Annotated in this window: 13 protein-coding genes and 2 riboswitches; of the genes, 1 reads left to right on the plus strand and 12 read right to left on the minus strand. The window is 38.4% G+C overall.

Translation table 11 applies throughout. The annotated features are described in order from the left end of the window. Positions 1 to 8 precede the first annotated feature (8 nt). The 8 genes from CEQ83_RS12415 to thiT form a co-directional block, all read right to left on the minus strand. Positions 9 to 1,091: a tyrosine-type recombinase/integrase gene (locus tag CEQ83_RS12415; protein WP_028413177.1), complete on the minus strand. Its 1,083-nt coding sequence runs from the start codon at positions 1,089 to 1,091 to the stop codon at positions 9 to 11. A gap of 396 nt (positions 1,092 to 1,487) precedes the next feature. Continuing rightward, complete coding sequence (locus tag CEQ83_RS12420; RefSeq protein WP_155017288.1) at positions 1,488 to 2,684, minus strand: TcaA NTF2-like domain-containing protein; 1,197 nt, start codon at positions 2,682 to 2,684, stop codon at positions 1,488 to 1,490. A 47-nt stretch (positions 2,685 to 2,731) separates the two neighbouring features. Next, positions 2,732 to 3,661, minus strand: a complete 930-nt coding sequence (locus CEQ83_RS12425) for a TcaA NTF2-like domain-containing protein (RefSeq protein WP_223546630.1) — start codon at positions 3,659 to 3,661, stop codon at positions 2,732 to 2,734. A 142-nt stretch (positions 3,662 to 3,803) separates the two neighbouring features. Next, complete coding sequence (eat, locus tag CEQ83_RS12430) at positions 3,804 to 5,153, minus strand: ethanolamine permease (RefSeq protein ID WP_028413174.1); 1,350 nt, start codon at positions 5,151 to 5,153, stop codon at positions 3,804 to 3,806. Positions 5,154 to 5,174: 21 nt separating this feature from the next. Next, positions 5,175 to 5,888, minus strand: coding sequence for an ethanolamine ammonia-lyase subunit EutC (gene eutC, locus CEQ83_RS12435; protein ID WP_098113027.1), 714 nt, complete (start codon positions 5,886 to 5,888; stop codon positions 5,175 to 5,177). A 14-nt stretch (positions 5,889 to 5,902) separates the two neighbouring features. Beyond that, positions 5,903 to 7,273, minus strand: coding sequence for an ethanolamine ammonia-lyase subunit EutB (locus tag CEQ83_RS12440; RefSeq protein WP_098113028.1), 1,371 nt, complete (start codon positions 7,271 to 7,273; stop codon positions 5,903 to 5,905). Positions 7,274 to 7,299: 26 nt separating this feature from the next. Continuing rightward, positions 7,300 to 8,718 carry an ethanolamine ammonia-lyase reactivating factor EutA gene (locus CEQ83_RS12445; RefSeq protein WP_098113029.1) on the minus strand — a complete coding sequence of 473 codons (1,419 nt, stop codon included), beginning with the start codon at positions 8,716 to 8,718 and terminating at the stop codon, positions 7,300 to 7,302. A gap of 156 nt (positions 8,719 to 8,874) precedes the next feature. After that, positions 8,875 to 9,483: an energy-coupled thiamine transporter ThiT gene (gene thiT, locus CEQ83_RS12450; RefSeq protein WP_098113183.1), complete on the minus strand. Its 609-nt coding sequence runs from the start codon at positions 9,481 to 9,483 to the stop codon at positions 8,875 to 8,877. Positions 9,484 to 9,515: 32 nt separating this feature from the next. After that, positions 9,516 to 9,616: riboswitch (TPP riboswitch) on the minus strand. A 174-nt stretch (positions 9,617 to 9,790) separates the two neighbouring features. Further along, positions 9,791 to 9,975: riboswitch (Lysine riboswitch) on the plus strand. A gap of 102 nt (positions 9,976 to 10,077) precedes the next feature. On the opposite strand from thiT, the gene CEQ83_RS12455 reads away from it, so the two are divergent. Continuing rightward, positions 10,078 to 11,517 carry an amino acid permease gene (locus tag CEQ83_RS12455; RefSeq protein WP_047750873.1) on the plus strand — a complete coding sequence of 480 codons (1,440 nt, stop codon included), beginning with the start codon at positions 10,078 to 10,080 and terminating at the stop codon, positions 11,515 to 11,517. A 494-nt stretch (positions 11,518 to 12,011) separates the two neighbouring features. Here CEQ83_RS12455 and CEQ83_RS12465 read toward each other — a convergent pair whose 3' ends face one another. From CEQ83_RS12465 to CEQ83_RS12480, 4 genes are all read right to left on the minus strand, one after another. Beyond that, entirely contained in the window at positions 12,012 to 12,503 is a 492-nt protein-coding gene (locus tag CEQ83_RS12465; RefSeq protein ID WP_014459898.1) for a GNAT family N-acetyltransferase, read from the minus strand. Between the two features lie 94 nt (positions 12,504 to 12,597). Continuing rightward, positions 12,598 to 13,182 carry a cysteine hydrolase family protein gene (locus CEQ83_RS12470; protein ID WP_098113185.1) on the minus strand — a complete coding sequence of 195 codons (585 nt, stop codon included), beginning with the start codon at positions 13,180 to 13,182 and terminating at the stop codon, positions 12,598 to 12,600. A gap of 21 nt (positions 13,183 to 13,203) precedes the next feature. After that, the gene (locus CEQ83_RS12475) at positions 13,204 to 13,512 is read right to left on the minus strand and encodes a cupin domain-containing protein (protein ID WP_155017289.1); all 309 of its coding nucleotides are present in this window, start codon (positions 13,510 to 13,512) and stop codon (positions 13,204 to 13,206) included. Next, complete coding sequence (locus CEQ83_RS12480) at positions 13,487 to 14,254, minus strand: YqcI/YcgG family protein (protein WP_099331057.1); 768 nt, start codon at positions 14,252 to 14,254, stop codon at positions 13,487 to 13,489. The genes CEQ83_RS12475 and CEQ83_RS12480 overlap by 26 nt, the downstream gene beginning before the upstream one ends. Between the last annotated feature and the right edge of the window lie 106 nt (positions 14,255 to 14,360).

The following is a 14,360-nucleotide window of genomic DNA, read 5'->3' on the forward strand; positions in this document are numbered from 1 at the left end:
ATAAGTAATTAGCGATAGCCCGACTTTCGAAACGCGTCGTATACCGTATCCTCTTGAAGTTTTTCAAGATAAACGTTCGTTGTAGCAATAGAAGAATGCCCTACTACTTGTTTCACAACCGCAAGCGGAACGTCATTAGCTAAACTGTTTGTAATAAAGGTATGACGAAACCAATGAGGAGAAATAGACGCGTTTCCTTTTACTTTATAAACAGCTGACTTAATCGTTCGATACAACGTTGTATAGGATAATCGCTTCTTTTCGCCGGTACGATAATACTCTTTAATAGAATAAAAAAGCGGTTCAGTGTCAAAAGGACTTAGTTCGGTGCTTTCATTTAACGCTTGCCGATAAGTGAAAAGCGTTTCTTTCACATCATCAAACACAGGAATAGTGCGTTCTTTTTTTCCTTTACCAATCACATCTACAACCAAATTTCCGCGGCGGTCTTCGCGGAAGCTTCCCCAATTTAAACTTAGCAGCTCACTTGAACGCATTCCACTCATATACAAAAGCATTCCTATTAAGCGATTGCGCGCTTTGAATTCCTTTTCATGCTGGCGAATGCGCACGACGGATTCTAACGCATTTACAATCACCTGTGCTTCGCGATCGGTTAGCTCTCGGTATTCGGTACGATTTTGTTTTTCCTTATCACTGTAATGTCCTTTTGAGATAGATGGTTTTTCAATCCACGTCGTATACAGCGAAGGATAAAAATGAGTAGCGTGTCCAAACTCTAGCATTCTTCTAAAAAATTCTAGTTTTCTTGCAGCAGTGCGATTGGCATATTGATTTATCATTTCTTCATTAAATAATTTGACTTCCATAAATCCAATCGATTTTAATGTAATCTCTCGTTCGTAGAAAAAAGACAGAATCGTTTTCATGTCTTGATTGTAAGATCTGATCGTATGAGGAGAAAGTGATTTTTTAATAATACGCATTGAAAAAAAGAGCTGAATAAATTCTTCATCTGAAACGTGCTTTAAATTCAAGTTGTTATCTTCATCTAACAGCTCTGCCTCTTCCCACTGCTCTTTTAGCTGGCGAAACGAATTTTTCGCAGGCGACAATTCAAATTCTTCCATTTTACCCCTCCTAATTATAAAAAACGAAGATATACTTTTTAAACGAACCAGAATTAAATATAACGAGTTTTTATTCATTCGCAACAAATACCATTAAAATTTTTCAAAAACCTCTCAAAACTCAATTTAGAAAGCCGTTTTTTTAAGATTTTAATAAAAACATCCATTATATGTAAAATAAATTCTATTTTCTGCTTATTACTCTACTTTATCATATGAACGCTTGATAAGGAAGAGTTATCTTGCGTTAGTTAACTAAAGGATTCTATTTGTGTTATACAGTAGAACACTATTAGAAGTTTAAGCGGTACTGACTTTGGATAATCAGTAAATTAGATTGACGTCCTCAAAGGAGCCTCTTTACAAATAAAAACATCACGCTTGGCGTGATGTTTTTTAAAGTGATTCAATTTTAGTCAGGTGCAGCTGTTTGTTGCTGTAAGAAACGGTATACGTTCGGTAATACTCTTTTTCTTGACTTTGACCGTTCGTTGTAATGGAAATAACTTCTTTTGTTTGGATTGTATAGACCGTTTCATCATCATCTTCTTCTTCACTCACGGGTTCAACCTCTAATACCGAATAATCAACAAGTTCTTCTCGAATGTCTCTTTCATACAGCATTTTCACAAGCTGCTTTTGATCATTCCACAAAACACTGTCACGCTGGATATAAGGCTGTACGTGTTCGAATTTATTTGTGTTAATGGACTTTGTTAAATCTCGCAAATAATGTTCAATAAAAATATCTGCCGTTTCTTGATCAACTTTTGGGATATTTTTTAAATTAAACTCTTTTTCTTCCTTCTCTTCTTTTTCTTTTTCATCTTCTTTAAAGTCGTCGATTCGCTGAGAGCTGTTTTTGCTGATGGCATACTTTGTATGGTTCTCTTTGAAAACCATGATTTCTTCCTTTTCCCCTTTTTCATTTGTGCGGGTTGTTTCGCCTTGGTATGAAATATCACTAGAAGGATTAATTGACTTCACGTATTCCATATATTCATCAGCCGTAATGTTGAGGTATTTTTGATGATAGGTAACTTCATCCCATTCATTTAACTTCCATTGCTTATTAACGTATTTAAAATTCATGTAAATGGTCAGTCCGCCGCTTCCTTCTTTACTAATTGGTTCAATGGCTGACACCGAAAATTGCCCGGCGTGATTGTTAATAAGTTCAAATCGAATAAGATGATTAACATCAGGGAAAAAGCTCATATTACATTCTTTACAGTAATAGTTAGTGGAGATACTTTTTAACTTTGTTGCAATTAAAGATGATGTTGCATATGGCGTTAGCGCTTTTTTTAACGTTTCATAATCAGCAGGGTTAGATTCATTATCCCATTCATACTCTTCACCTAATTCTTTATAGGTGCTTGAAATTTTATTCATCGTCTCAACTGCAGTTTTTTCTGCTTTTTTTTCTGATACAAGATCAGGCTTGATAGATGACTTAGCTTGATTTTTTGGAATCACTTCATCTGAGGAAGGTTCGGTTGGTTTGGATAACTTAACTGTTTCTTTTTCTTCACAGGCCGTCAAAACCATTAGCAGCAGTAGAACGAATGCAATCGTCCATTTTTTATGCATAAGGTGTCCTCCTCAATGCCGAATTTAGTCTATTCTTAAAAGGATCTTTAATTTTCGAACGTATCGAGTACGTAATCACCGCTTGGAATTCCCCATTTTGCCTTTTTATGTTGAACTGTTTTAGCAAGTAACGAAATGGAGTTTTCTTTAAGCGTAATGACAATGGTTCCTTTATTTCCTTGCCCATCATTTTCATATTCAATGGCGGCTTGGTTATTTTCAAAGCGAATATTTTTTTGTTCAACGGTTGACACGCGGATTTTGCTAGGTGGCTGGTACGAATTTATTTTAATCGTCGCTTCCGAGTTGGATGTAGCAAGAAATTGAATGATAGGAGATCCGTTATCATTGCCAGTGGTCCATTTTCCATCGTAGTCGTGTAAATCTGTTGTTTGTGTAGTGGGAGTTTCAGTGTGTGTATTTGGTTTAGATGAAAAGTCGAATGGTTCTACACTCGATAGCTTTAACGTATCGTTTTGGTAAACAGCTGTATAAAGGCGGTCGCAAACTTTGCTGTAAGGATCTTTGCCGGGCTGTTTTAATAAGCTTTCCTCGTGGGTTTGTATTTTGAACACATGGTTAGGTTCTTCATACCAATTGACAATATGAAACGTTTGCTTCTTCTGCTCGATGCCTTGTCGTGTGAAATTTTCAACAAGAAGGTTCTGTTCTTTATAAAAAGAACTGTCCGCTTTCAAAAAAGCTTTTAGATCATTAAAAGAGTTGTCATCAACTGCTTTTCCAAACGCTGAAAAGTAATCAGTCATCCAGGCTGTGATAAATTTTCCGCTCATTGCTTCTTTATTCAAATCAATTGATTGAATGCTTTCTACCTGTGTTTTTGGTTCATTTAGTACTTTTTTTGCATCTTTTTCTACTATCATTGTATTTCCGTCTTTTATTGTCTCTTCTTGCTGACAGGCTGATAACAGAATAGATGAAACAACCGTGATAATGATTGTATTACGTTTGTTCATCATAATTGCCCCTTCTTTATCTAATATAAATGTATGTATATTCTTCCAACAAACAGACCTAGTATATCATTCTACAAAAAAACGCTCAACCCTTTAATTTCACAAGAAAAACGGCTTGCCTTTACAGCAGCCGTTTTTCTTCTTATTTAATAGATGCTTCTTGATATGAATTGGATGCCTCTTTTTTAAGCTGTCTTGAACCATAAAAAACATAGTAAATAATTGAAAGAAGGAAAATGCCAAGAATCACATACATTAAAGGTAGAGAAACACCAAACAGCATTAAACTTGTTGTAAGCACACTGTATTTTATAATGCTGTATAAGCACAGAATCCCTAATACTAAAGCAACGCTTGGCACTACCGGGTAATTTACTTTAAAAGGACGAGACAAGTTAGGTTCTTTTTTGCGTAAAATAAAAAGAGAAACTAAACTGATGCAGTACATCATCATTGCTCCGAATACAGATAAGATAATAAGGGCATTGGCAAACGTGGCAGATCCAGCACAAATCACACCGATTGCTCCCGGAATCAACAAACCGCCGACAGGAACTCCTTTTTTATTCGTTTTAGCAAGAAATTTAGGGAAGTAACCATCTCGTGCAAGCGCATAGGTTTGTCTTGAAAATCCCATGATGATTCCATTTAAACTAGCAATCAATCCGAATAGCCCGATAATAGCAACAACGGTTGAAATGCCGTTTCCATATACAGAAGACAGTGCCTGCGGAAGTGGATAATCGGCTAGCTTCCCGCTTCCTCCGCCAAGTCCTGCTGTTACAAATAGCGTAAACAACGTTGCGGTTGCAAGAGTAATAATCGCTCCAATAAATCCTTTAGGAATGTTTTTCTTAGGGTTTTCCACTTCTTCCGCTGCCATTGCTCCGCCTTCTATTGCAAGATAGAACCAAACAGCGAATGGAATAGCCGCTAGTACCCCTGTTGGCCCGTTAATAAATGAATGAGCGTTGAAAATATTTGATGTTTGTACATGAGGCAAACCAGCTACATAAAAAATAGATAAACCAATTAGTGCAACAATGGTAGCTGTAAGCTCAATCACCGCTACTTCTTTTACCCCGATTAAATTTAGTAAAACAAAGAAAATAAAGGCACCTACCGTTGCATATACAGGGTTAACGGCTGGGACAAGAAAGTGCAGGTATGCTCCTGTTGATACCGCAATAGCAGGAGGAGCAAAAATAAATTCAAGCAAGCATGCAATTCCGGCGATATATCCGCCAAAAGGTCCAAGTGCTCTTCTTGCATAAGCTGAAGGTCCACCAGCTTGCGGGATAGATGTTGAAAGCTCTGCATAGCTGAACATAAACGTTGTGTAAAACACCGTTACAATTAAGGTTGCAATTGCAAGCCCGATAATCCCGCCTTGTTCAAACCCGTAGTTCCACCCAAAGTATTGTCCTGAAATAACCATACCAACTGAAATAGCCCATAAATGAATAGGTTTTAATTGTTTTTGTAACGCCATACGTTCTCCTCCTTTTGATGTTTAGACAATAAGATGTACACCGCTTGTTTGCTGCTTAATCATTTTGTCAATCATGGTACCGATATGTGCGGCTGCCTCAATAGGAGGCGTTCCTCTTTTATGAATATTAGAAATAACCATACGATCAGACTCTTTTTTGCCTTTGCTAGGTTCATAGCACATGTAAGCACTCATGGATTCAGCACTGACCAGCCCAGGTCGCTCTCCAATCAATAGCACAAGTGCTTTTGGCTTTATGATTTCACCAATTTCATCCATACATGCAACTCGCCCTCCTTTTACAAAAAACGAAGTCCCGATACGAAGTCCATATGACTCCAGTGAATCAATTAAAGCAGGATACACGTCGCTCATGTTTTCTTCAATTGCCTTAGCGCTCAGTCCATCTGATACCACTACTTGTACATCAGGCTGTGGCACGCAGTTTTTTAAAATCTCTTTCTTAGCGCCATCTGCTAATAACCTCCCTTGATCCGGCCGTTTTAAATAATGTTCTTTTGACTCCGCGCGTGTATTCACAGAAAAAAGGTTAAACTCAGATAGAATATCTTCTGAAACTGAGCCGTATACAGAGTCTACGGCTGCGGCATGATCTGTGCGAAAAGATAAAACGTCTTTTGTTAGCGGCCTTGTTCCCGTACGGCCAACACCTATGCGGGCAGGGGTAAATCGTTTCAGTGTTTCAAGCGGATCGCGATTTGACTTTGGTATCATAGTAAGCACCTTCCTTAAATCAAATTCATAAAAATAGTTGGGTCTCCAGCTCTTGATGTGAAGCGTCCGTTTTCCATAATACGCTGATCTTCAAGCCATTTTTGAAATAACGGAGTTGGGGTACGGCCGAGTACATTGCGCACGGTTGCGATATCATGATAACTAAGAGACTGATAGTTTAGCATGCAGTCATCAGCCATGGGCACTCCTATTACAAAGTTCACCCCAGCTGTTCCTAGAAGCATACTTAAATTATCCATATCGTTTTGATCAGCATCCATGTGATTGGTGTAACATACGTCTACTCCCATAGGCAAGCCGTGCATTTTGCCCATAAAGTGATCTTCTAACCCAGCTCGCAGGACTTGTTTGCTGTTATATAAATATTCAGGTCCAATAAATCCAACAACCGTGTTAACTAAGAAAGGCTTGTAGTGGCGAGCTAAGCCATAGCATCTAGCTTCGAGCGTTACTTGATCAATATTATAGTGGGCTTCTGCTGACAGTTCAGAACCTTGTCCTGTTTCAAAATACCAGCGGTTCGGACCTTTTGCTGTCCCTTTTTCATGAATTAACGCTGTCGCTTCATCGAGCATAGACAGTGAAATCCCAAATGAATCATTACCGGCTTCTGTGCCTGCTAAACTTTGGAAAATCAAGTCAGCAGCTGCTCCTTTTTCGATTGCTCTCATTTGGCTCGTCACATGTGATAATACACAGTTTTGAGTAGGAATCGACCATTCGTTGATTATATTTTTTGTTTCATTTAAAAGCGCGTAGATATTATCCGTTGTATCAATAACAGGGTTAATTCCGATAACCGCATCTCCAATTCCATAGCTTAACGCTTCGTAGAGAGATGCTCTCATTCCTTTTAAGTTATCTGAAGGATGATTAGGCTGGGCTCTTGAAGCCAATACGCCTTTTTGACCGATAGTCGTTTGACAAGTAGTTTGCACTTCTATCTTGGCAGCTCCTTGAATTAAATCTAAATTGGACATAATTTTAGTAGCTGCCGCAATCATTTCGCTGTTTAATCCTTTGCTAAGCGCAAGAAGGTCTTCTCCGGTATGCTCATCAGATAAGATGTATTCTCTTAACTCCCCTACTGTCCAATTTTTAATAATGTCGTAAACCGATGAATCAACCTGACTTTCGATTAATGCCGAGACGTTGTCTTCATCTGCGCTTAGCAGCGGGTAATTTCGAATATCAGCAAGTGTGATATCAGCTAGCACTTGTTTGGCTGCCATTCGTTCTTTCATTGACTCAGCGCTAACTCGTGCGAGCTGATCTCCAGAACGTTCTTCGTTTGCTTTGGCCATAATTTCTTTCAAGCTATAAAATGAAAATGTTTCTCCTAACAACCGGGTAGTTTTAAACATCTTTTCCTCCTTGTATGTTCAGTTGATTATGATGAAAAAGCGAGTGTTTTAATCGAAACAGAGATTGCCTCTCCAGCTACGGGTAACCCTAGATCGATATAATCTCCGTGGGTAAAGTCAATTTGATCTAAACAAATAATTTCTAATTCTTTCTCCTGTTTGGCTAGTGCTTGTCCTAAAGCTTTAGCAATATCCTGCTCGCATAAAACAACGAGGCACTTAGCTCCTTTAAAACAAGCACCAAATTCAGCGCTTATTACTTTTGCTAATTCTTGCAGCATTATATAGCTGCAGTAAGGGAAATGAGATAAAGCAATAGCAACGGGAGGATCTTCTGCGCTGAAAACAGTTGAAGCCTGCATACATGCCGTTCGAGCTCTTTCTTGAAACAGCTGCGGATTCCACTCCTCCTCTTGCTGTACGGGTATCTCTATAATCGGAATATTTTTTAGCGGCAGCCGCTTTGATTTAATGTATACGGTTGATCCGCTAACTTCTGTATTTTGCATGCCGGCCCCAATGACAGTAGCGCGCGTTGTTTCAGCGGCTTGAGATACGTGTATGGATTGAAACTGATACGCTAGCAGAGGACCAATGTCTCCATGTACAGCGACTTTCCTCACTGTTTTTGGCTTCTGCTTCTCCATCATTGCCCCTACTCCTCCTGAAATCATGATTGTTTCTGGTTGGATAGAAGATCTTGTATGAGGAGAAACGAGCAGCGTGGAATTTTGCTTCAGCGCTTTTACATAATTCACGGTTTCTTCAGCTAGTAATTGACAGATAGACGAGAGTTTTTCAAATGTTGCTTTTTCACCTTCTCGCAGTATTAAAGAATTATTTTTTAAAAATTCAGTTAAATAAGGTGAAATGTAGGTTACAAAACCGTCTGAATTCAGCCGAATTAATCTCCCGCCTACATGCAGGGTAAATGTTTCTATCACTTTTCCATTTTGACATAAGGCGATGTTAGCAGTGCCTCCTCCTACATCAATATTGGCAATTACTGCATTTGTTTCAGCGGAATGTTGGATTGCTCCTGATCCTTTTGCCGCCAATATTCCTTCCAAATCAGCACCGGCTGTTGCAACAACGAAATCTCCAGCATGTTCGGCTAGATAGTGAACGATACTCTCTGCATTTTGCTTTCTAGCAGTTTCTCCTGTGATGATCACAGCGCCCGCCTCCACTTGATCTAAGGAGATTTCTGCATTCTTGTACTCTTGTTCTAGTAGTACCGTTAATCGTTGAACATCGATTTCAACCTCGTTTACCATAGGTGTGGTATAGATAGAACTTGCATACGTTACGCGACGATCAATAATTTGACAGCCTGGCAGCGTAAACTGATTTTGTTGATTTGCTATTAACAGCTTGCTTACAATCAGTTTTGTTGTGCTTGTTCCAATATCTAAACCTATGCTCGTGATCCATTTCTGTAGCATGCTATCAATCCCTTATCTCGTTTGAATATGTTGACTATCATAAAACAGTTTTTTGAATATTTCACTAACTATGTTATCAAACCTGACACACTTTTGTGTAAACAAAGGTGACAAATGAAAAAAAAGACTAAATCTTGGTAGATTTAGTCTTTTTTCTTATGATGAATGTGATTTAGTTACAATCATTCTTGATGCCGATGGAATTAACAATGAAAGAATGACTAAGCAGGCTATTAGTGACCCTACCATTGAAACACCGTTCATTGAAAAAGAATACCACAGAGCGGACATACCTTTTGGTGCGTACGATCCCCAGAAAATAATACCAGCAATAAAGTGCCAGAAATAACGTGCGAAGCTTCCGATAATAAGGGATAAAACAATCAAAACAAAAGCTTTTGATCTGTTATTGGTAGCTAAATTTGTTTTAATAGATTGTGAAAAAATACCTCCAAAACCTATAAAAGCAAAAGCCACAATATATTCAATAAATGTTTGTAGCGCTGTTAAAATATAAGCCGTTCCTGTCGCTAACTGCAAAAGCCCCCATAATAGACCAGATAGAGCCCCGCCTTTTACTCCCCAGCGAAAGCACATAATAAAAATGGGCACCATGGAGAACGAAATACTTACAGCCGTTGCAATCTTAATGGAAGGCAAAAGGTCAAGTAGAAGTGCCAATGCTGCAAAAATAGCTATTTCAATTTTAGCCTGTAAAGGTAATGCTTTATTCACGTTTCTCACTCCTGTTTTTGAATCATTCATATCAAACGGTTTACACAGGAGTAAGCAACTATATGCTACTATTCCCACATTCCTACGCTAGCGTTAACTAACAGGTTCTAAGGGTCTGAACATTTCGTTCACTCTCAGCACGGCGGCTCCCCCTGTGGTACGTTTGGATATTTATGTAGTATAAAGACAATGTTTATTATACCATACGTAACAAAATAGATTCGAGAGATTTCAAAGATGTTTCTATTTTCTGAATCTATTTTTTATAATGACAATCGTTTTAGTATTTGTTATACTTCTTTTATGTCAATTGAATATAAAAAACCCTCATCCTAATCGATGAGGTAGAGGTCGCAGTTTTTAATAGTAAAGTAACGGAAATGCAGAGAACATTGAGGATGTTGCTTGAAAGGAAAAATTGCCGAAGTTTAAATCACTTCTCGGTTGATTTAAGCTGGGGCTGTCTCCGAACAGGAACAGAACTGTCACATCATGCGAGTGATGTGAAGAGCTATCTTCACGGAAGGTTGACGCGGTTTTCAGATTTAAAAGCGCGCACATATACTGCGGGCTTTTTTTATGTTATCCCGTCTCTTTCCGTACATTCGAAAGGAGTATTTATCTATGCAAGAGCAGCAAGAATTAAAACGTGGGTTGAAATCTCGCCACTTAACGATGATTTCATTAGGAGGAGCCATCGGAACCGGCTTATTCCTAGCAAGTGGTGGAGCAATTCACACAGCAGGACCTGGGGGAGCGCTTTTAGCTTACGCTATTATTGGCGTAATGGTTTACTTTTTGATGACCAGCCTAGCAGAGCTCGCAGCTTATATGCCTGAAGCTGGTTCATTTAGTACGTATGCGTCTCGTTTTGTAGATCCATCCTTTGGTTTCGCTCTCGGCTGGAACTACTGGTATAACTGGGCTATTACGATTGCAGCTGAATTATCCGCTGGAGCCCTTATTATGAAATTTTGGTTCCCGAACTCTTCTTCTATTTTATGGAGTGCCCTGTTTTTATTAATTATGTTTGGGCTTAACTACCTTTCTGTAAAAGGATTTGGTGAATCTGAATTTTGGTTTTCGTTAATTAAAGTAGTAACGGTTATTATCTTTTTAGTTATTGGTATTATGATGATTTTTGGTATCTTTAACAATGAAGCACCAGGTTTCAAAAACTTCACGCTTGGTGATGGACCGATTCACGGTGGATTCTTCACTGTACTAGGTATATTTATGGCAGCTGGTTTTTCATTCCAAGGAACAGAGTTGCTTGGAGTCGCAGCTGGAGAAAGTGAAGATCCGGAAAAAACGGTTCCTCGCGCAGTTAAACAAGTCTTCTGGCGCATCTTGTTATTTTATATTTTAGCTATTTTTGTTATTGGAATGCTTATTCCATACACAGCGAATTCATTAGCAAGTGATGACGTGAGAGTAAGTCCGTTTACTTTAATATTCGAACGAGCAGGTCTGGCGTTTGCAGCATCAGCGATTAATGCCGTTATTTTAACAGCTGTTTTATCTGCTGGTAACTCAGGTATGTATGCTTCTACGCGTATGCTGTGGAACTTAGCGAAAGATGGAAAAGCACCAAGGTTCTTAGCAAAAGTGAATAAACGAGGCGTTCCAGTTAATGCCTTAATCGCAACGGCACTTGTCGGTACACTTGCATTTGGTGCTTCATTTTTTGGAGACGGTGCGGTATATACGTGGTTACTTAATGCTTCTGGTATGTCTGGTTTTATTGCTTGGTTAGGAATTGCGATCAGCCACTATCGTTTTAGAAGAGCATTTGTTGCTCAAGGTCATGATTTGAGTGAACTTCCATATCATGCAAAACTTTTCCCATTTGGCCCTATCTTTGCCTTTATTTTATGTGCCGTTGTTATTTTAGGCCAAAACTATTCGGCGTTTATGGGTGACTCGATTGACTGGTACGGTGTACTTGTTTCTTATATCGGACTTCCTTTATTCTTAATTGTTTGGTTAGGATACAAATGGACGAAAAAGTCGAAGCTTATCCCGTTAAAAGAATGTCAAGTAACAGTGAAAAAATACGAATAAAAAAAGCTCTCTATTCAAAAGAATAGAGAGCTTTTTTTATATGAGCTGATCGGCAAAATGAAGAGATATATAAGCGGGTTGGTTTTTCATAACAAGCATATAACCTTTGAGGGGACGGTTATAGTAATCAGCAGCTTCGATATAATAAATACGCTGAATTAACCTGCTTAAACGAGTTGCAAAAGATGGAAGTTGGTGATTAGGAATGGTTTGGATGTAGTCTATGATTTCTTGCTTAGTTTGAAGGCCCGAACGAGTACATTGTAACAGGTGAAAAAGCGGATCTGCTGTTATAGTAGATAGTTCAGAATTGTGTTTGATTCTATTCAGCTGGATATGCAGTTCTTTTTTGGACCATCTTTTTGGAATAGCTCTTATATGCTGTATTCATGATAGCTAACACCTTTCGTATTAAAATAATAAAATGACTTATTATTTTAATAACCTTTACACATGAAACTAAAACGTTACAATGTGTAAAGGTGTCATACATCTTATAAAATAAGCTGATAAAAAAGCACATCTTGCCACTGATCGAATTTCCAGCCTACTTCTTTAAATTCTCCGCAAAATGTAAAATTAAATTGCTCATGCATTTTGATACTGATATCATTCCCTTTTGTAATCCCTGAAATGACAACGTGATGGTTGAGTTCTTTAGCCAATTCCAAAATCCGCTTCATAAGCTGTTTTCCAATGCCATACCCCTGCTGATTTTTATCAATATAAATCGATAGCTCTACCGTTTGAATGTACGCTTCTTTATCTCGATAAGAAGAAAGCGAAGCATAGCCCGCTACTACTCCATCTTTTTCCGCGACAATAAGCGGAAAGAGTTCATTGCTAATATGATTATTAAACCAGCCCCTTCTTTGTTCTACTGTTACAGGCGTTAAGTCAAAAGTAGCAGCACTTGTTTGAACGGACTGATTATAAATTTCAACAAGCATAGGTAAATCTTCTTCTTTAGCATAACGAATGATCATATGTACAAACTCCTTATAGTATAGAATTATCTTTATTTTACTTCTTTTAATAAACATAATCTACATAAAAAAACGATGTGCGCATGCACATCGGTTATTGGTTTTGGGCATATTGAAAGGTTTGAAGGACTTGAAGAGTCTCTTTTGTAGAAATGACCGTTGCAAACTCTCCGTGCAAAGAAGACAGTGCGAATGTATGTACATCTTCTGCAGGAAGTCTGGTTTTTCCATCGTAGGACATACAATCAAAGCAAGCCGTTGCATCGTTTACAACGTACGTCCTGTACCCTAAATTCCCAGCCATGCGGGCAGTCGTAGAGACGCAGTGATTAGTAGTTAGTCCTATTAAAATGAGCGTATCATAGCCATTTGCTTTTAAATAGCTATCTAGCTCTGTTCCAATGAAGCAGCTGTTCACGTGCTTGCGAATTAAGTATTCATCTTCTTGTGGACCAAATCCTTCTTTAAACTGAAACCCCTTCGAGCTTGGGTGTAAAGGAGAATCTGGATTTTCTGATGCATGCTGCACGTGAATGACAGGATAATCTTGGCGTCTCCATGCTTGCAGTAGCGTCAGCATATTCTTTTCTGCATCTAAATTGTTTCTTTCTCCCCACTGGGGTGAATAAAACCCTTCTTGTACATCGATAAGCAGCAGCACTGGTCGGGAACGTAGCATAAGCATCATCTTCTTTCATCTTTATTTTAAAATGGAAATAACGTATGTGCATCCATCAGGACCGGCTTTTGAAGAATGAACCGTTTGTTTCGGTAAATGTATCCGATCTCCGGCCTGACATAGAACCGTATCACGTTCAACTGTAAAGTAAATAGATCCATCAAGGATATGAAGAATTTCATCAGTTGGATGCGTATGAGACGGATGTGTTTGAAAAGCAATATCGTGCTGTACTTCAACGTATCCAGTATACGCCGGAAGCAGCTCTTTAATTACTTCTTCAAACTTTCCGCCAACTCCTTTTTTAATAGAGGCTTTTTTTACGTCCATGCTGCTCACTCCTTTTTAATTTAAATGGACACTGTCCGGTAGTATGGTTATTATCATCGTGTAAAAAATATTGCTTCCACTCTCTGTTTTCCTGCTGTCCATACCAGCCTAACTCAGGGTGAGCTGATACGTCATCATATGTTTTTAACCGATCGCGGACGACTTTTTGTACATGCTTCCCTATTTTTGAATCTCCTGTCATACCTTCAAACACCCACCGCGGCTGAAATGTAATCATAAATCCTCTGCTCTTACGGCTTTTACGTAGAGAATGAGCAGGCGTATTACAGACGACAAAAATAGGTTCTCCGTGAAAACAAAATTCCCATAATGCATCTTTTGGGTCTTTCGGAATATCTTGCGGCCATTTCTTTTGATCAATTTGATGAAGAAACGTCAGCGTATCCCAAAACATCGTTTCGTACTCTTCCATTGACCGTTCTTTATGTTCAGGCTTAAAGAATAACACAAAGGATGTATAGCGACCTATGGTCTTAAATGTATCTATGTATTCTCTAAGTGCCGCCGCTGCATGTTTAATATCTTGATAGTTATAAGGAGTCGTCACAAATGAAAAACGCAGTAAATCTTTTTTAAAGCCTTCTACCCCTAATATACAGGGAAATGGATTTTCTTCTGATAATATATCGCTTTGGAAATATTGAAAAGCATCTTTCCCCCAGAACGGGACGTGCGTTGACTCTAAAATCTCATTAGCTCGAAAAAGCATTTTTGATACCATTAAAACCCTCCTTATGGAACTCAACGTTACATGTGTATTAAAAAAAAGAAAGTTTATGAGTATTTTTAACTAAATCTCGCTTCTAAATTATAAAATTCTAATCTAT

The organism is Priestia megaterium, from assembly GCF_009497655.1.
GTDB classification, from domain to species: Bacteria; Bacillota; Bacilli; order Bacillales; family Bacillaceae_H; genus Priestia; species Priestia zanthoxyli.